The sequence below is a fragment of the Leisingera sp. S232 genome, from assembly GCF_049800895.1.
In the GTDB taxonomy this organism is placed as follows: Bacteria; Pseudomonadota; Alphaproteobacteria; order Rhodobacterales; family Rhodobacteraceae; genus Leisingera.
In genome coordinates this window covers 1-18,225 of record NZ_JBNAFX010000019.1, presented here as the reverse complement: position 1 = coordinate 18,225, position 18,225 = coordinate 1, and the positions used below count along the sequence as shown (strand labels likewise).

Here is an 18,225-nt window from a genome sequence, read left to right as displayed (position 1 = left end):
TTGATTACGCTGGGAAATGCTGGAAACTCGTTTCCAATAGGCGCCAGCAGAGGCTCTGGCGGCAATAATCAGGGAGATTTTCAATGGTTCTGAGATCACTTGTACTGGCAACGGCATCCGCAATGGCCCTAATGGCAGGCGGTGCCTCGGCCAAGGACAATGTCACCATCGGCCTGCAGCTGGAGCCGCCACATCTGGATCCGACCAGCGCCGCCGCGCAGGCCATCGACTCGGTGGTTTACAGCAATATCTTCGAAGGGCTGACCCGCTTCATGGGCGATGGCTCGGTGGTGCCGGGGCTGGCGGAAAGCTGGGAAATCTCCGGGGACGGCACCGTCTACACCTTCAAACTGCGCAAGGGCGTCACCTTTCATGATGGCAGCGCGATGGATGCAGAGGATGTGAAATTCTCTCTTGACCGGGCCCGCGCCGAGGACAGCACCAATGCGCAGAAGGCGCTGTTTGCAGGCATCACATCGGTTGAGGCCATGGACCCGCAGACGGTGAAGATTACGTTGGACGGGCCGAACGGCAGTCTGCTGTTCAATCTGGCCTGGGGCGATGCGGTGATTGTGGCGCCAGAAAGCATCGAACAGATCAAGACCAATCCCATCGGCACCGGTGCCTATAGCTTTCAGGAATGGGTGCAGGGCGACCGCATCACGCTCACCCGCAACCCTGACTACTGGGGCGATCAGCCCACGCTGGCCTCGGCCACGTTCAAATTCATCTCTGACCCGACTGCCGCCTTTGCCGCAATGATGGCAGAGGACATCGATGCCTTTGACAACTTCCCGGCGCCGGAGAACCTGCCGCAGTTCGACGCCGATCCCCGGTTCCAGGTACTGGTAGGGTCGACCGAAGGCGAAACGATCCTGTCCACCAACAACAAACAGGCACCGTTTGATGATGTGCGCGTACGCGAGGCCGTGGCCCATGCGATCGACCGCCAGGCGATCATTGACGGCGCCATGTTCGGCTATGGCACCCCGATCGGTACCCATTTCGCGCCGCACAGCCCGGCTTACAAGGATCTGACAGGTGGCTCCGCTTACGATCCAGAGAAAGCCAAGGCGCTGCTGGCTGAGGCAGGCTTGGCCGACGGTTTCGAGACCACGCTGCACCTGCCGCCTCCCTCATATGCGCGGCGCGGTGGCGAAATCATCGCAGCGCAGCTGGCCGAGGTCGGGATAAAGGCCGAGATCATCAATGTGGAATGGGCACAGTGGCTGGAGAGCGTGTTCCGGGGCAAAAGCTTTGGCCTGACCATCGTCAGCCATACCGAGCCGATGGACATCGGCATCTATGCCCGGCCCGACTATTACTTCCAGTATGACAGCAAGGCTTTCCAAGACCTGATGGCCAAGCTGAACACCACCACCGATCCGGACGGGCGCACCGCGATCCTGCAAGACGCGCAAGAGATGATCGCCGCGGACTATGTGAACGGCTACCTGTTCCAGCTGGCCAAACTGGGAGTCGCCAAGGCCGGGCTGCAGGGGCTGTGGGAAAACGCGCCAACGGCTGCCATAGACCTGAGCGCGCTTAGCTGGGCGGAGTAAGCCGCGGCACACTCCCGTTGGGCCAGGAGGTTCAGAAATGATCGGGCGCCTTCTGACCGGTTTCATCTGCCTTCTGGGCGTTGCCACACCGGGCAACGCCCAATTGGAAACCCGGATGGCCCAGGCGGCAGAGCTTTGGCAGCAGGCGGGCAACGCGCATAGCCGATCACCAGCCTGCGTTCGGCCCGTGGCGGACCTGTGGCGCTGGCCTGCGCCGTCGCCTTTATGGCCCTGTCGGGCGGCAGCTATGTAACCCTCCGCTTTGTCGGCCCCTCGCCCTCGAAAAACCGGGGAAGAGCGGCGCTAGCACCGTTCGCCGCTGGACCCAGCCCCTGCAGTTACTTAACGTGATTACAATGTTGCACTATGCCCTGAAACGTCTGTTGTCGCTGATCCTCAGCCTGGCTGCGGCCTCGCTGATGATTTTCCTTGTGGTGGAGGTGGCGCCGGGTGATCCGGCCTCCTTCATGCTGGGCGTCAATGCGCAGGCCGACACTGTCGCTGCCCTGAAGGCGGAGCTGGGCCTGGATCAAAGCAAACCTGCACGCTATCTGGCCTGGGTGGCCGGCATGCTGGGCGGCGATTTCGGCACGTCCTATACCTACCGCACGCCTGTGGCAGGAATGATCGCAGACCGGCTGTGGGTCTCGCTGCCATTGGCCTTGTATGCGCTGACGCTCTCGACCCTGATCGCCTTTCCGGCAGGCCTCTACGCCGCCGCCCGCCGCGGCAAGCCGGGCGACATGGCGGTAATCGGCGCCACCCAGCTGGGTGTTGCGGTGCCGAATTTCTGGTTTGCGATGATGCTGGTGGTGATTTTTGCCATCAATCTGCGCTGGTTCAGCGCCGGCGGCTTTCCCGGCTGGGACGCCGGGCTTTGGGCCGGCTTTCATGCGCTCACCCTGCCCGCCATTGCGCTGGCGCTGCCGCAGGCGGCGATTCTGACCCGTGTCATGCGCTCTGCCCTCCTGGACATTCTGGGCGAGGATTTCATCCGCACCGCGCGGGCCAAGGGCCTCAGCCGCCGACAGGCGCTGTGGCGCCACGGGGTCAGGAACGCGCTGATCCCGGTGCTGACCATCATCGGGCTGCAGTTCTCGTTTCTGCTGGCGGGCGCCATCATCATCGAGCAGGTCTTCTATCTGCCCGGCCTGGGGCGGCTGGTGTTCCAGGCGATTTCCTCGCGTGATCTGATCGTGGTGGAGTCGGTGGTGATGCTACTGGTGTTTGCGGTGATCTCGGTGAATTTCCTGGTTGATCTGACCTATGCGCTGGTCGACCCGCGCCTCAGGAGCCGGACATGACCCGCAATTTGATCCTAGGCGGCACGTTGTCTGTACTGGTGCTGCTGGCAGCGGTCGCATCCTACCTGTGGACCCCCTTTGACCACACGGCGATGAACATCCCGGCCAAGCTGCAGACGCCCAATGCACAGCATTGGCTGGGTACAGATCACTTTGGCCGCGACCTGATGTCGATGATCATGGTGGGGGCGCGCACCTCTATCGCCGTGGCGCTGGTGGCCGTCGGCATCGGCATGGGCGCAGGCGTTCCGCTGGGGCTGGCGGCGGCAGCGCGCAAGGGGTCGTGGCCGGATGAAATGATCATGCGCGGCAACGATTTGATCTTTGCCTTCCCGTCGCTGGTGATCGCCATCCTGATCACCGCGGTTCTGGGCGCTGGAGCCGTGAATGCCATCATCGCCATCGGCATCTTCAACATCCCCGTCTTTGCCCGTGTCACCCGTGGCGCGGCGCTGTCCCTTTGGGAGCGGGAGTTCATTCTGGCAGCACGGGTCGCAGGCAAGGGTGCGGCGCGGATCTCAGCCGAACATATCCTGCCCAACGTCATGAATCTGCTGATCGTGCAGGGGACGATCCAATTCTCTCTGGGCATTCTGGCTGAGGCGGGGCTCAGCTATGTTGGCCTTGGTGCGCAGCCGCCCACGCCCAGCTGGGGGCGGATGCTGGCGGATGCGCAGACCATGGTCAGCTTTGCCCCGCATCTGGCACTGGTGCCAGGCATGGCCATCATCCTGACGGTTCTGGGCCTGAACCTTCTGGGCGACGGATTGCGCGACCACTTTGATCCGAAACTAAGGGTGGCCCGCGCATGACGCTGCTGGATGTCACCAATCTGTCACTGAAGATCGGCGCGTTTCAGGTGCTGAAGGACGTCTCCTTGCACATCGATCCCGGCGAGATTGTCGCCGTCACAGGCGAGAGCGGATCGGGCAAATCGATGACCGCACTGGCTGTGATGCAGCTGCTGCCGGCGCAGGCAGGGGCCACAGGCAATATCGCCTTGAACGGCTCCCAACTGCTGCGGCAGTCCGAAGCGCAGATGTGCGCGATCCGGGGCCAGTCAATTGGCATGGTGTTCCAAGAGCCGATGACCGCACTGAATCCCGTACAGACGATCGGCGAACAGGTGATGGAAACCATCCTGATCCACAAAGCGATGTCGCGCCCGCAAGCCGAAGCCCGCGCGCGCCAGGTGCTGGAGCGCGTGGGCCTGCCGCAGGACCGCTTTCCCCTGACACGCTATCCACATGAGCTGTCGGGCGGTCAGCGCCAGCGGGTGGTGATTGCCATGGCCATCGCGCTGCGGCCGAAGCTGCTGATTGCAGATGAGCCAACCACCGCGCTGGACGTAACCACCCAGGCGCAGATTCTGGAGCTGCTGAAAGACCTGGTGCGGGACTATGGCATGGGGTTGTTGATCATCACTCACGATCTGGCGGTGGTGGCGGATCTGGCAGACCGGATCGTCGTCATGCGCCAGGGCGCGGTGGTTGAAACCGGCCACACGGGCTGTCTGCTGCGCAACATGCGCCATCCCTACACACGGATGCTGTTTGAAGCGTCAAACCATCAGGTCGCACTGCCGCCCTCCCCTGCCCCGGCGCCGCTGCTGGAGGTCAGGAACGCGGTGCGCGACTACCGGACGCCGCGCAAGTCGCTGTTTGCCAAACCCGGAACATACCGCGCGGTGAATGACATCTCCTTCACCCTCAATCGCGGCGAACGGCTGGGGCTGGTGGGCGAGTCGGGCTGCGGGAAATCGACCCTGACACGGGCTGTTCTGGGGCTGGAACCACTGCAGGGCGGAGAGATCCTACTGGACGGCCAGCCCGTGACAACCCGGCTTGCCCCCGGTCTCAGGCGCAAGATGCAGGTGGTGTTCCAGGATCCCTATGGCAGCTTCAACCCGCGCCATCGGGTGGAACGGCTGATTACCGAACCCTTCCACATGCTGCCCAATCCGCCCACCGGCGCCGAGCGCAGGGATCTGATTGCCGAGACCCTTTGTGCCGTCGGATTGCAACCGGAGGATGGCAGTAAATACATCCACCAGTTCTCCGGCGGGCAGCGTCAGCGTATCGCCATTGCGCGCGCATTGATCACACGGCCAGAGCTGATCATCTTTGACGAGGCGGTTTCGGCGCTGGATGTATCAGTCCGCGCCCGCATTCTCGACCTGCTGGCAGAGCTGTGCGCAGCCTATTCGCTCACCTATCTGTTCATCAGCCACGACCTGAGCGTGGTGCGCACGATCACCGACCGCTGCCTGGTGATGCAACAGGGTAAGATCGTCGAACAGGGGGAGACCGAAACCATGTTCAGCAACCCGCAGCACCCCTATACAAAACGGCTGATCGCCGCGGCGCCGGTGCTGCCAGACATCGATACGGGGGCCGCATGACCCTGACGCTGGCGCTGATCATGCCACGGGAGCAGGCGCTGCTGGCAGCCGCACTGGCGCCCTATCTTGCCGAAGTCGCACCGCAGGCCCGGATCGACCCGACAGATCGTGCAGGCCAGATGCTGAACCGCAAAGATGTGACAGCCTTCTGGATATTGAACACCCCCCAGCGCATCGGTTTTGCTATAGTGCTGAACCTGCCCGAAGACCGCCGCGAACTGTCCGAGTTCTGCATCCTGCCGCAGCACCGCCGCCAGGGCTGGGGGCAAGAGGCCGCCTGTCTGATCCTGCAGGAGTTTCCGGGCCGCTGGCGCATGGGGCTGTCCAAGTCCTCAAAGGAAGCAGTGGCGTTCTGGGGCACCTGTCTCAGCATCCTGCCCAGCATCCGGGACTTGCGCGAGGGTGCGCCCTTCACCGAGCATCAGACCAAAAGCTACACATTCGACGTTGCAGGAGCCCATGATGACTGACGCCTCTCCCCTCTGGTTCGATCCCGCGGCCTGCCTGATCGGCGGCAAATGGCAACCTTCAATGAGCGGCGACACCCTGCCGCTGGTGAACCCTTCGGATGGCAGCAGCATCTGCGCGATAGCCCGGGGAGGTGCCGCAGACATTGATGCTGCCGTGAACGCCGCAACCGCAGCGCTGGATGGTGCTTGGGGCCGTATGACCGCGCTGGAGCGGGGCCGCATCCTGACCCGCACCGGTCAGCTGGTGCTTGAACGGGTTGAAGCGCTGGCGGTGCTGGAGGCAATGGACGTCGGCAAACCGCTGGCTCAGGCGCGGGCTGATGCCCTGGCGCTGGCCCGCTATTGCGAGTTTTACGGCGGCGCAGCGGACAAGGTGACGGGGCAAACCATTCCTTATCTGGATGGCTACACCGTCTACACCCTACGGGAGCCGCATGGGGTCACCGGCCATATCGTGCCCTGGAACTATCCGATGCAAATCATCGGGCGTTCGGTGGGGGCAGCACTGGCAATGGGCAATGCCTGCGTCTTGAAACCCGCCGAAGAGGCCTGTCTCACCGCGCTGGCATTTGCCCATATCGCCATCGAGGCCGGACTGCCCGCAGGCGCCCTGAACGTTGTGCCGGGATTGGGCGCGGAAGCCGGGGCGGCGCTGGCCGGTCATCCCGGCCTGCATCATATCTCTTTCACCGGGTCGGTCAGGACCGGCGCGCTGGTGCAGCAGGCCGCGGGGGCCAATGTGGTGCCGGTGACGCTGGAACTGGGCGGCAAATCCCCGCAGCTGGTGTTCGAGGATGCCGATCTGGACGCCGCGCTACCATTTCTGGTGAACGCGGGCATTCAGAACGCAGGCCAGACCTGTTCCGCCTCCTCGCGCATTCTGGTGCAGCGCGCCATCTATGAGACAGTGAAGGCTCGGATGGCAGCAGCTTACGACACGCTGACTGTGGGACCGGCGGCAGAGAACCTGCGGGTCGGGCCGCTGATCTCGGCCCGGCAAAAACAGATAGTGGAAAGCTTTCTGAAACAGGGGGCCAACTTGCCAGTGGCTGCAGAGGGAACCATCGTGCCCCACGCGCCTGCCAGCGGCACCTATGTACGACCCACCCTGTTCTCGGACGTGCCCGAAGATCACGTGCTTGCGCGCGAAGAGATCTTTGGCCCGGTGCAGGTGCTGGTCCCCTTTGAGACCGAAGAGGACGCGCTGCGGATCGCAAATGCCACCGAATACGGGCTGGTTGCCAGCGTCTGGACCCGCGACGGGGCTCGGCAGATGCGGCTGGCCAAACGCCTGCGGGCCGGTCAGGTATTCCTCAACAACTACGGCGCCGGGGGCGGGGTGGAACTGCCGTTTGGCGGGGTCGGGAAATCCGGCCACGGGCGGGAAAAAGGCTTTGAAGCGCTCTACGGGTTCTCGCAGCTGAAGACTGTAGCGGCGCACCACGGCTGACCCTTGCGCCTTTCATCTTTCTACAAATACTCCGGGGGTGAGGCCGCCAGGCCGAGGGGGCAGCGCCCCCTCTTTCACGCTCAGACTATGACAGCCTGACGCTCCTGCTGGCCGACACCGAAAACACGCTTGTAGCGCCTGATTTCTTCTGCCGGGCCCATCGCCTTTTCCGGGTTGTCAGACAATTTCACCGTGGGCCGCCCGTTGGCAGAAACCGCCTTGCACACCAGCGAAAACGGCGCCAATGCGTCATCCGGCACGAGCTTGCGGAAATCATTGGTCAGCAATGTGCCCCAGCCAAAGGAGACCTTGGTGCGCCCCGCAAACTGGGTGTGTAGTTCCTGGATCTGCTGCACATCAAGCCCGTCGGAGAAAATCACCCGTTTCTCCGCCGGATCCTCGCCGCGTTCTTTCCACCAGTTGATCGCCACCTCGGCGCCTTTGGCCGGGTCGCCGCTGTCGATGCGGATACCGGTCCAGCCGGCCAGCCAGTCCGGCGCGTGGTCAAGGAAACCCTTGGTGCCATAGGTGTCCGGCAGGATGATCCGCAGGTTGCCTTCATGCTCGTCATGCCAGTCGGACAACACATCATAGGGCGCCTGCGCCAGTGCCGCGTCATCTCCGGCCAGCGCGGAATAGACCATCGGCAGCTCATGGGCGTTGGTGCCAATCGCCTCCACTTCGCGGCGCATCGCGATCAGGCAGTTCGAGGTGCCGGTGAATTTGCCCCCCAGCCCTTCCATCATCGCCTGCACACACCAGTCCTGCCACAGGAAGGAATGGCGGCGGCGGGTGCCGAAATCGGCGATGCTGAGGCCATCCACCTCGCGCAAGCGTTCGATTTTTTCCCAGACCCGGGTCATGGCCCGGGCATAAAGCACCTGCAGTTCGAAACGGCCCATGCTGTTTATGACGGCACGGCTGCGCAGTTCCATCAGCACCGCCAGCGCGGGGATCTCCCACAGCATCACTTCGGGCCATTTGCCCTCAAACGTCAGCTCATACTGGTCGCCTTTGCGCTCCAGATAGTAGGGCGGCAGCCGCAACCCTTCGAACCATTCCATGAAATCGGGCCGGAACATCTGGCGCTTGCCATAGAAAGTATTGCCGCGCAGCCAGGTGCTTTCGCCACGGGACAGTGACAGCGAGCGGATATGGTCCAGCTGTTCGCGCAGCTCGCCCTCATCGATCAGTTTTGCCAGCGGCACCTGCGCCGAACGGTTGATCAGCGAAAAGGTGACGGTTGTGTCCGGCTTGTTGCGGAACACCGACTGGCACATCAGAAGTTTGTAGAAATCTGTATCGATCAGCGACCGGACGATCGGATCGATCTTCCATTTGTGATTGTAGACGCGGGTTGCGATGTCCACCGGCGGCCTCATGCGTAAGGGTCACTGATTGATAAGACAGCCTGGCAGCCGGGGCAAGGCGATCAGCCTACACGGCGGCTGTGTGCCTGCGGGGCGAAGCGTGCCAGAAGCGCCAGAAGCTCTGCTTTGCTGATGGGTTTGCTCATGAAATCGTCCATCCCAACGGCCAGGCAGGCCTGGCGGTCAGACTCAAAGGCATTTGCGGTCAGGGCAACAATCGCAGGCTGTGGGCCGGGCAAGGCCCGGATTGCCTGCGTCGCCTCCAGCCCGTCCATTTCCGGCATCGACATATCCATCAGGATGACGTCGGGCGAAAAGGCTTGGAATTGCGCCACTGCTTCGTGCCCGTCGCGGGCATAGGCCAAGTCCACCGATGCAGGCTGCAGGAACTTCTCGACCAGCAGCCGGTTCACTGCATTGTCTTCGGCGACCAGAACCCTCAGCCCGTCCAAAGCCGCCGGACCATCGGTACTGACCGGATCAGCCGCAGGTGCTGCGGCCTCTGCCTGCGCCGTCTGCACCTGCAGCCGCACGGCAAAACAAGAGCCTGCCCCCAGCTCGGAAGACACCATGATGCTGCCTCCCATTGCCTCTGCCAAACGGCGCGAGATTGCCAGGCCCAGGCCGGTGCCGCCATACCGGCGGCTGGTTGCGGCCTCCGCCTGACAAAAACGCTCAAACACATCCGACAGCTTGTCGCGAGAGATGCCGATACCGGTGTCTGTCACTGTGAAGGAGAGATCGTACCCCTTCTCTGTCGGAGTTCCGCCCAGCACCACCTCTACCCTGCCCTGTTTGGTGAATTTTATCGCATTGCCAGTGAGGTTCATCAGAATCTGACGGATCCGCCTGTCGTCGCCGCAAAGCTGCACCGGCAGGCTATCGTCAATCTCCAGCGCCAGTTCCAACCCTTTGGCACCGGCAGGGGCCTGCAGCAGGCGGACGGTATTTTCAAAACAGGTTCTGGGATTGAAGTTGACCGGATTGAGAGTGAGCTCTTCGGCTTCCATCTTGGAAAAATCCAGAACATCGTTGATCAGCGCCAGCAACATGTCCGCAGAGTTGAGGATGGTGTCGGCATACAGCGCCTGTTCCTTGTTGAGGCCGCTGTCGCGCAAGAGCTGCGCCATGCCGATCACCCCATTCATCGGGGTGCGGATTTCATGGCTCATGGTGGCAAGGAAATCCGCTTTGGCGCGGGCGGCCTCCTCTGCGGCGGTACGGGCGTTTTCCAGCTGCGTAGCGTGTTCCTTGGCGGCGGTGACGTCCCGCTCCACCGCGATCATGGTTTCCAGATTGCCCCGGCTGTCCAGCATCGGCATCTGGCTGGTTTCGGTCCAGATCAAGCGTCCGTCCTTGCATCGGTTCAGGACTTCAGCCCGCACTGAACGGCCAAGACGAAGGCTTTTGTTCAGCAGATCAATGGTTTCCTGATCTGTCTGGCCGCTGTTCAAAAAATCGCCAGGCCGCTGCCCCACAGCCTCTTCGAAAGAATACCCCGTGAGGCGGGTAAAGCTGTCATTGATCCAGGTGATCCGCCCTGTCCGGTCCATCAGAACTACGCTGTCACTGGCATTTTCCGCCACCAGCGCCAGACGGCGGGCCTCCATCTGCTGCTCCTTCAGGCGGGTGTTGGCCGCTTCCAGCTGCTGCTGCTGGACCGCAGTTGCCCGGTTGTACCGGCGTGTATTTTCAAAGGTCCGCCGCCCGTAAGCCGCCAACCAGAACATGAAACCGGTCAGGGTGACAATGCCAGCAGCATGCAGCTGCCAATCGGTTGTAAAGCCGCCCCCCATCGTCAGGTCGATGGCAAGCATGGTGGCCGGAACCAAGCAGAAGAAGACCATCCAGACCAGCGATGCCTGGCGGTGGTATGGCAGGGTGATCGCGGCATTCATCGCAACGCCGGCAAGGAAGGCCACGGGGAACAGAATGTCCAGATGATGATCGGTATCCACGCCGGCCTCCACCCAGGGCCAGTAGGGCAAGGTGGCGCAGATGCTCATCCCCGCGCCATAAACTACGGCCGACACCGTGGACATCAGCCGCAGCTTGCGTTCAGAAACGCCCCTCTTGGCCAGTACAGGAAGCCGCCAAAGACAATAGCTGTCGGCGGCATCTCCAACCAGCGCCGCAAGGAACCCCCAGGCGGCAATGGCCATGTCAGTGGCCAATCCCAGCAGCAGGCAGGTCCCGAAAACAAAAGCCTGGCGTGCCCGAAAGGTTTTGTACCGACCTTTGGCATAGCGCAGCATCAGCTCCAGAGAGCTGTACTGTTTTTCATAGCTGGCCAAAGGGCCGACATCCGGCCCGGTTCCTTCCTTCATTCGTCAGCCTTGCAGTTCAGTGCTCCCGCGACATTAAAGAACATTGGTTAATATTTGGAAACATCTAGTCAGGACCGAAACGCCACCCCCGCCGCTTCCATTTGCGACAGCGCCGCCTGCAGCGACCCGTTCAGGTCGATGGCCCGGCAGGCGGACAGTTCTACCTTGACCTCAAAACCCAGCCGCGCCGCATCGAGCGCCGTAAAAGCGACACAGAAATCTGTCGCCAGTCCGACCAGTGTCAGCCGGGTGATGCCGCGGCTGCGCAAATAGCCCTCCAGCCCGGTGGGTGTGATCTGATCGTTCTCGAAAAACCCTGAGTAACTGTCGATCGCGGCACGAAACCCCTTGCGGATGATCAGATCGCCATCTGTGCGCAAATCCGGGTGGAAGGCTGCTCCATTGGTGCCCTGCACACAGTGGTCGGGCCAAAGAACCTGGGGGCCGTATGGCATCCCGGTGGTTTCGAACGGCGCCTTTCCCGCATGCGAGGACGCAAAGGAGGAATGGCCCGCCGGATGCCAGTCCTGTGTCAGGATCACCGCGTCATAGTCATCCATCATCGCATTGATAGGCGCTGCGATCTCATCCCCGCCGGGGACAGCCAGCGCCCCGCCAGGACAGAAATCATTCTGTACATCGACAACGATCAGGGCCTGGGTCATCGGCAACTCCTATGCTGTACACACTATATGTAGCGGTACACGCCACTCTTGGGAACTGCCGTTGGCGGCCAATGGCCTGAGCAGACATAAAGATGCATCCAAACCCCTTGTTTTATTGGTGCAGCGCGGCAGGTTGTTTCTCTTGAAAACCGCGCCACTTGGTTCTAAGGGCGGGGCATGTACACGATTGCTGCCCTCTATCACTTCACCCGTTTCCCCGATCCTGCCGCCATTAAACCGGCGCTGCTGGAGCTGTGCCAGACACAGGATGTCAAAGGCTCGCTGCTGCTGGCAAGAGAAGGGATCAATGGCACCATTGCAGGCCCGCGCGCAGGCATCGACGCGGTGCTGGCCCATATCAAGTCCCTGCCCGGCTGTGCCGCGCTGGAATGGAAAGAGGCCACCGCCGCTGAGCCGCCGTTTGGCAAGATGAAGGTTCGACTGAAGAAAGAGATCGTGACCATGGGGCAGCCGGATGTGGATCCGCTGGCTTCTGTCGGCCATTACGTCGAGCCGGAAGAGTGGAACGATCTGATCCGGCAAGACGATGTTGTGCTGATCGACACCCGCAACGATTATGAAGTTGCGATCGGCACCTTTGAGGGCGCGATCGACCCAGAAACCGACAGTTTCCGCGATTTCCCGGCCTGGTGGGAAAAGAACAAGGACCGCTTTCACAACAAACGGGTTGCGATGTTCTGCACTGGCGGCATCCGCTGCGAGAAATCAACCAACTACCTGCTGGGCCAGGGGGTAGAAGATGTCTATCACCTGAAAGGCGGCATCCTGCGGTATCTGGAAGAAATGCCCGCCGAGAACAGCACCTGGGAAGGCGAATGCTTTGTCTTTGACAACCGGGTGTCGGTGGGCCACGGGCTGGTGGAAGGCCCGCATGAGCTGTGCCACGGCTGCCGCCGCCCGATCCTGCCGCAGGATAAGGATCGGCCTGAGTTCGAACAGGGTGTCAGCTGCCATCAGTGCATTGATCAAACTTCGGCAGAAGACAAGGCGCGGTTCCGCGAACGGCAAAAGCAGATGATGCTGGCCCGCAAACGCGGCGCAGATCGTCTGGGCAGCATCCCTCTGTAGTACGCAGAACAACAGACACTAACAAAAGGCCGCCGCCCATCGAGACAGCGGCCTTTTTCGTGGGTGGCCGGAATGGCAGCGTCAGTCGCTGCTCAGGCCCAGATAGCTGCGGGTGCTTTCCAGCAGCCCCGCACCATGCGCCGGCGCCAGCAGACCGGCATGATCTTCGCCTTCAGCTGCGGCCATGTCAGGCAGTTGGTGGGCGATGCCCTTGTGGCAGTTGATGCAGGTCTTCTCGCCGGTGAACAGGAAGCGCTCATGTGCATCTGCTGCCCGCTTGGACTGGCGAGTGATATCCATCGACTCGTCCGAGTGGCAGTTGCGGCACTCAAGACTGTCATTGGCCTCAAGCCGCGCCCATTCATGCTGCGCCAGTTCCAGCCGGTGCTCCAGAAACTTTTCCCGCGTGTTGATGGTGCCAAAAATCTTGCCCCAGACCTCCTTGGAGGCCTGCATTTTGCGGGCGATCTTGTTGGACCACTGGTGCGGCACATGGCAGTCCGGGCAGGACGCCCGTACGCCGGAGCGGTTGGAATAGTGGATCGTCGGCTTCAGCTCCTCGAACACGTTGTCGCGCATCTCGTGGCAGCTGGTGCAGAAGGCTTCGGTGTTGGTGACCTCCAGCGCCGTGTTGAAGCCGCCCCAGAAGATGATCCCCATCACAAAGCCGCCCATGGTCAGAAAACCGAGCGAGAAATAGGCGCTGGGTCGCCGGATGATCCACCAGAGCCGTTTGAGGAAACCAATCATCAGTCCGCCCCACTCTGCTGCGTGTTCACATAATCGATCACGCGGTCGATATCGACGAACTCATTCTCGACCAGCGGCCGGGCATTGGTCTGCACCACGTGACACTGAGTGCAGAAATAGCGCCGTGGACTGATCGCGCCGAGTGTCTGGCCTTCGCGGTTCATGAAATGGGTGACCGAGATCATCGGCGCCTGACTGACTTCCACGGCGGTACGGCTGTGGCAGGTCAGGCATTTGTTAGAGTTCAGATCAACCTGGTAGTTGTCGGTCTTGTGCGGGATCAGCGGCGGCTGATCCGGGTAGTTGCGCACCTGACGGATGTCGGTGTTGACGATGCCGGGGATCTGGGTGGCTTCGCCCTCTTGGTCCAGCGGCGCGGTGTTGCGCAGCGTGGCGACCTGGTTCTGGGCAACGGCTGCCGTGGCCATAAAAACCGGAACAGCCAGGACGGCGAGACGGAGAAGTTTCATGACGGGCCTCACACTGCTTCGATACGGACTGCACATTTTTTGAAGTCCGTCTGTTTCGAGATCGGATCGGTGGCGTCCAGCGTGACCTTGTTGATCAGCCGGCGCGCATCGAACCAGGGTACAAACACCAACCCTTTGGGCGGCTTGTTGCGGCCGCGGGTTTCAATCCGGGTGCGGATTTCGCCGCGCCGCGAAATGATCCGCACTTCGGTGCCACGCCGAAATCCCTGCGCCTTGGCATCGTCCGGGTGCATGTAACAGAGCGCATCGGGAACGGCCTGATACAGCTCCGGCACCCGCTGAGTCATCGAGCCTGAATGCCAGTGCTCCAGCACGCGGCCAGTGGACAGCCACATCGGGTATTCCGCATCCGGGCTTTCCGCCGGTGGCTCATAAGGCAGCGCAAAAATCACCGCCTTGCCGTCGGGCTTGCCGTAAAACTCGTAATCCGAGCCGGGTTTGACGTAGGGATCTGAACCTTCCTTGAACCGCCATCGGGTTTCCTTGCCGTCCACCACGGGCCAGCGCAGGCCGCGCACCTCGTGATAGGTGTCGAACGGCGCCAGATCGTGGGCCTTGCCGCGACCGAATTCGGCGTATTCCTCAAACAGGCCCTTCTGGATGTAGAAACCAAAGTCCTCGGATTCGTGGTTGCCGTATTCCTTTGCCTTCTCGGACAGCTCGAACTGGTCGACCTTGCCATTGGCGAACAGCACCTCGAACAGGGTCTTGCCCTTGTACTCGGGGTTGGCGTCCAGAATTTCCGCAGGCCAGACCTCATCCGTGGTGAAGCGCTTGGAGAACTCTGCCAGCTGCCACAGGTCGGATTTGGAGTCGCCCGGCGCGTTGACCAGCTGATACCAGAACTGGGTGCGGCGCTCGGCGTTGCCAAAGGCACCTTCCTTCTCGACCCACATGGCGGCGGGCAGGATCAGGTCGGCGGCCTCTGCCGTCACCGTCGGATAGGCATCCGACACCACGATGAAGTTGTCAGGGTTGCGGTAGCCCGGCAGCCCTTCCTCCATCATGTTCGGCGCGGCCTGCATGTTGTTGTTCACTTGCACCCAGTAGCAGTTGATCTTGCCGTCCTTCAGATCGCGGTTCTGCTTTACCGCGTGGGAACCGACCCAGCCGGGGACAGTGCCTTCGGGCAGCTTCCAGATCTTTTCGGCATAGGCGCGGTGCTTGGGGTTCTTGACCACCATGTCGGCAGGCAGACGGTGCGAGAAAGTACCCACTTCGCGCGCGGTGCCGCAGGCCGAGGGCTGGCCAGTCAGCGAGAACGGCGAATTGCCGGGGGTGGAGATTTTGCCGGTCAGCAGGTGGATGTTGTAGAGCAGGTTATTGGTCCAGACACCGCGGGTGTGCTGGTTCGCGCCCATGGTCCACAACGACATGACCTTGGTGTCGGGATCGGCGTAAAGCTTGGCGATCTTCTCCAGGGTTTCTGCTGGAACGCCGGACATTTCCTCTGCTTTTTCGAGGGTGTATTCGGAAACAAATTCCGCGAACTCCTCGAACGACATCGGCTCGGAACCGCCCGCCTTGTCCGCGTTCTCCGCCGCCTGCTGCAGCGGGTGCTCAGGCCGCAGGCCATAACCGATATCCGTATTGCCGCGGCGAAAGTTGATGTGCTTGCCGACAAAATCCTTATGCACCGCATCATTCTGGATGATGTAGTTGGCGATATAGTTCAGGATCACCATGTCGGTTTGCGGCGTGAACACCGCCGGGATATCCGCCAGATCAAAGCTGCGGTGGGTGAAAGTCGACAGAACCGCCACCTTCACATGCGGATGACTGAAGCGGCGGTCGGTGATGCGGGTCCACAGGATCGGGTGCATCTCCGCCATATTCGAGCCCCACAGCACGAAGGCATCGGCGTTCTCAAAGTCGTCATAGCAACCCATCGGCTCGTCGATGCCGAAGGTCCGCATAAAGCCGCCCACAGCCGAGGCCATGCAATGGCGCGCATTCGGATCGATGTTGTTGGAGCGGAAGCCCGCCTTCATCAGTTTCGACGCCGCATAGCCTTCCCAGACGGTCCACTGGCCGGAACCGAACATGCCGATGCCCTCAGGGCCTTTTTCAGCCAGAGTCTTCTTCCATTTCTCGGCCATGATATCAAAGGCTTCGTCCCAGCTGACCGGGGTGAACTCGCCGTTCTTGTCATATTCGCCGCCCGTCTTGCGCAGCAGAGGCGTGGTCAGCCGGTCAGCGCCATACATGATCTTGGACAGGAAATAGCCCTTCACGCAGTTCAGGCCGCGGTTGACCTCTGCCTGAGTATCGCCATGGGTTGCAACCACCCGGCCGGCCTTGGTGGCAACCATGATCGAACAGCCGGTGCCGCAAAATCGGCAGGCTGCCTTGGACCATTTCAGCTCGGTTACATTGGCGTCGGTAACAAGATTCTGCGCCGCTGCCGGAATGGGCAGCCCGGCGGCAAGCGCTGCAGCTGCGGCGGCCTGCGCCTTGATGGCGTCGCGGCGGGTCAGGCCAGTCTTGGGGCCGATCATTGGGGGACTCCTTCTTCAAAGGCGAGGTCCTGCGCATTGCAGGTCTGATGAAAGACAAGCGCCGCACTGGCGACACCGTCGAGAAGCTGAATCCTGGCCAGGGCATCGCCAATGGCACGGTCCGTTTCCGCTTCAAACAAAACAACGATCTTGCCCGAGGGATCACTTTGCGAAATCTCAGCGTTGGGCATGGATTGGATCGTCTTCAGCACCGCCCCCATACGGGCCGGGTTGCTGCGCACCAGCAGGCTGGAGATATGGATTTCTTCTGTCACGCAGGGATCCTTTGCTGGCGTGGGTCGCACAGGGCGATTGCATTGCTGGGGCAATTGGACAGGCAGGCGCCGCAGCCGGTGCAGGCGCTGGCATCCACCTGAATGGCGCCGACCGGACGAACCGACAGGTCCATCCTCAGGGCACGCGGGTCACAGATGTCGGTACACAGCTGACAGGCAATCCCGGCAATGTTCAGGCAGCTGCCGGTGATCTCTACCGTCACTGGCCAGGGCGCAGGCTGCTCCAGATCAAAAACCGGTTCCGGGCAAACCTCTGCACAGGCCGCGCAGAACGTACATTCACCGCCCTGCAACCTGATCCTTGGCCGCCCCTTGCTGTCAAACTCGATGATGTTCTCGGGACAGCTTTCCACGCAGGCATTGCAGCTGGTGCAATTCGCCTGCACCCGGTCCTCATCCGTCCAGGGCGGACGGAATTCCGGCTCCGGGCGGGCAATTCTGCCGGTCAGGAAAGCACGCCGGGAGGGCGCTGCAGAGGGAACGGTGCTGGCATGTGCTGGCATGTGCTGGCCCTCTATCCCGCAGGCGGCCCCAGGAAGATCTGGGACACCCAGATGATCAGGCCGTAACCGCCAACGATTCCCACGGCCAGAACCGGCGCCAGAATCACTGCGAGGAACAGAAAGGTGTTCCGCTCTTCGGCTTTGCTTGGCTGTTCGGACATGAGCGTCCTCCTTGGCTGTATTGAATTGCACCGTTGTTTGCGGGTCGTCCGCGATCTGATCGTGCAGGCAGAGGCCCGTTTGCCCGGCAACGCCGGATCTTAGTCCTAGGGTGTTTCAAGATCCGGCCCGTCCGCGCGGCCTGGGTCCGCCCTGCCAGCGCCACAATGAAAAACGGCACCGGCCGCCGCTTTGATCTGAATCATTTGCAGGCGGCTGATTTTCAAAAGAAACACATTCAATAAATGGAAACCGTCTCATCACGGCGCTGCTGTCTGCCTATGCTGACCTTAGACCGGAAGCGGCGGCTGACTCGGCACGCCCTGGTGGCTTCCAGACCTGATTCCCGCAGCGACACAGCTGACGCAGAACATGATTTCTGCTGGCCGCGACTGCCAAGTCGCCACAGACAGCCATTCAGCCGATTCGCAAAGCAAATGCCGACCGGTTTCCAAAGCTGGCCGCTGAGTGCGCCTAAAGACACCCAAAACGTAAAACCGGCTGCAAAACAGACATTGTCAGCCGTGTCAGTTGCGGAAAATTTATTCAGCGTTATCAGTGATTAATGGTGCTGCTGGAGGGCGTTGTTGCACAAAGGCCGTAGAGGATTCACTTTGCGAATCCCGTAGGTTAGATCGGCGGCATGCCGAAGCCTGCCTCTTCCCGCTATCGAACAACGAACTGGTCCAACTATAACGCATCACTTCGAAAGCGCGGCTCTCTGCTGGTCTGGTTTGACCGCGACATGACCTGGTTCGCCGAGCGATGCGGCAAACGCGGACGACCGGAGACCTTCTCCGATGCGGCCATCCAGTTCTGCCTTAGTGTGAAGGTGTTGTTCGGCCTGCCATTGCGGCAAACGTCCGGTATGGTTGCGAGCCTGCTGAAGA

At 61.3% G+C, this 18,225-nt stretch carries 17 protein-coding genes; 8 read left to right on the top strand and 9 right to left on the bottom strand.

What is annotated here, in order from left to right; genetic code table 11:
* The first annotated feature begins 83 nt into the window (after window positions 1–83).
* The 6 genes from ACP151_RS12580 to ACP151_RS12555 all read left to right on the top strand — a co-directional run bounded on the left by ACP151_RS12580 (window position 84) and on the right by ACP151_RS12555 (window position 7,187).
* Complete coding sequence (locus ACP151_RS12580; RefSeq protein WP_424979249.1) at window positions 84–1,562, top strand: ABC transporter substrate-binding protein; 1,479 nt, start codon at window positions 84–86, stop codon at window positions 1,560–1,562.
* A gap of 356 nt (window positions 1,563–1,918) precedes the next feature.
* Window positions 1,919–2,866 (top strand): ABC transporter permease, encoded by a 948-nt coding sequence (locus tag ACP151_RS12575; RefSeq protein WP_424979248.1) that lies wholly within the window; start codon window positions 1,919–1,921, stop codon window positions 2,864–2,866.
* Window positions 2,863–3,678 carry an ABC transporter permease gene (locus ACP151_RS12570; protein ID WP_424979247.1) on the top strand — a complete coding sequence of 272 codons (816 nt, stop codon included), beginning with the start codon at window positions 2,863–2,865 and terminating at the stop codon, window positions 3,676–3,678. Before ACP151_RS12575 ends, ACP151_RS12570 begins: the two co-directional genes overlap by 4 nt.
* Window positions 3,675–5,267, top strand: coding sequence for an ABC transporter ATP-binding protein (locus ACP151_RS12565; protein ID WP_424979246.1), 1,593 nt, complete (start codon window positions 3,675–3,677; stop codon window positions 5,265–5,267). Before ACP151_RS12570 ends, ACP151_RS12565 begins: the two co-directional genes overlap by 4 nt.
* Complete coding sequence (locus ACP151_RS12560; protein ID WP_424979245.1) at window positions 5,264–5,737, top strand: GNAT family N-acetyltransferase; 474 nt, start codon at window positions 5,264–5,266, stop codon at window positions 5,735–5,737. Before ACP151_RS12565 ends, ACP151_RS12560 begins: the two co-directional genes overlap by 4 nt.
* Window positions 5,730–7,187, top strand: a complete 1,458-nt coding sequence (locus ACP151_RS12555) for an aldehyde dehydrogenase family protein (protein WP_424979244.1) — start codon at window positions 5,730–5,732, stop codon at window positions 7,185–7,187. The genes ACP151_RS12560 and ACP151_RS12555 overlap by 8 nt, the downstream gene beginning before the upstream one ends.
* Window positions 7,188–7,267: 80 nt before the next feature.
* Here the strand turns inward: ACP151_RS12555 and pncB are convergent, their stop codons facing one another.
* The 3 genes from pncB to pncA all read right to left on the bottom strand — a co-directional run bounded on the left by pncB (window position 7,268) and on the right by pncA (window position 11,549).
* Window positions 7,268–8,557, bottom strand: a complete 1,290-nt coding sequence (gene pncB, locus ACP151_RS12550; protein WP_424979243.1) for a nicotinate phosphoribosyltransferase — start codon at window positions 8,555–8,557, stop codon at window positions 7,268–7,270.
* Between the two features lie 62 nt (window positions 8,558–8,619).
* Window positions 8,620–10,884 carry an ATP-binding protein gene (locus tag ACP151_RS12545; RefSeq protein WP_424979242.1) on the bottom strand — a complete coding sequence of 755 codons (2,265 nt, stop codon included), beginning with the start codon at window positions 10,882–10,884 and terminating at the stop codon, window positions 8,620–8,622.
* Window positions 10,885–10,952: 68 nt separating this feature from the next.
* Complete coding sequence (gene pncA, locus ACP151_RS12540) at window positions 10,953–11,549, bottom strand: bifunctional nicotinamidase/pyrazinamidase (protein WP_424979241.1); 597 nt, start codon at window positions 11,547–11,549, stop codon at window positions 10,953–10,955.
* 177 nt (window positions 11,550–11,726) lie between these two features.
* Here pncA and ACP151_RS12535 point away from each other — a divergent pair, with 177 nt between their 5' ends.
* The gene (locus tag ACP151_RS12535) at window positions 11,727–12,638 is read left to right on the top strand and encodes a rhodanese-related sulfurtransferase (RefSeq protein WP_424979240.1); all 912 of its coding nucleotides are present in this window, start codon (window positions 11,727–11,729) and stop codon (window positions 12,636–12,638) included.
* Between the two features lie 81 nt (window positions 12,639–12,719).
* Here ACP151_RS12535 and ACP151_RS12530 read toward each other — a convergent pair whose 3' ends face one another.
* The 6 genes from ACP151_RS12530 to napE are packed head-to-tail and all read right to left on the bottom strand — an operon-like array spanning window position 12,720 to window position 17,337.
* A complete protein-coding gene (locus ACP151_RS12530; RefSeq protein ID WP_424979239.1) occupies window positions 12,720–13,388 on the bottom strand; it encodes a NapC/NirT family cytochrome c in 669 nt (222 codons plus the stop codon).
* Window positions 13,388–13,858, bottom strand: coding sequence for a nitrate reductase cytochrome c-type subunit (locus ACP151_RS12525; RefSeq protein ID WP_424979238.1), 471 nt, complete (start codon window positions 13,856–13,858; stop codon window positions 13,388–13,390). Before ACP151_RS12525 ends, ACP151_RS12530 begins: the two co-directional genes overlap by 1 nt.
* A gap of 8 nt (window positions 13,859–13,866) precedes the next feature.
* Complete coding sequence (napA, locus tag ACP151_RS12520; RefSeq protein ID WP_424979237.1) at window positions 13,867–16,377, bottom strand: nitrate reductase catalytic subunit NapA; 2,511 nt, start codon at window positions 16,375–16,377, stop codon at window positions 13,867–13,869.
* Window positions 16,374–16,652 carry a chaperone NapD gene (locus ACP151_RS12515; RefSeq protein ID WP_424979236.1) on the bottom strand — a complete coding sequence of 93 codons (279 nt, stop codon included), beginning with the start codon at window positions 16,650–16,652 and terminating at the stop codon, window positions 16,374–16,376. Before ACP151_RS12515 ends, napA begins: the two co-directional genes overlap by 4 nt.
* A complete protein-coding gene (napF, locus tag ACP151_RS12510) occupies window positions 16,649–17,176 on the bottom strand; it encodes a ferredoxin-type protein NapF (RefSeq protein WP_424979235.1) in 528 nt (175 codons plus the stop codon). Before napF ends, ACP151_RS12515 begins: the two co-directional genes overlap by 4 nt.
* A gap of 11 nt (window positions 17,177–17,187) precedes the next feature.
* Window positions 17,188–17,337, bottom strand: a complete 150-nt coding sequence (gene napE, locus ACP151_RS12505) for a periplasmic nitrate reductase, NapE protein (protein WP_424979234.1) — start codon at window positions 17,335–17,337, stop codon at window positions 17,188–17,190.
* 641 nt (window positions 17,338–17,978) lie between these two features.
* Between napE and ACP151_RS12500 the strand changes: the two genes are divergently transcribed.
* Window positions 17,979–18,225 (top strand): transposase (locus ACP151_RS12500; RefSeq protein WP_424979233.1); only part of this gene is annotated, 247 nt, incomplete at its 3' end.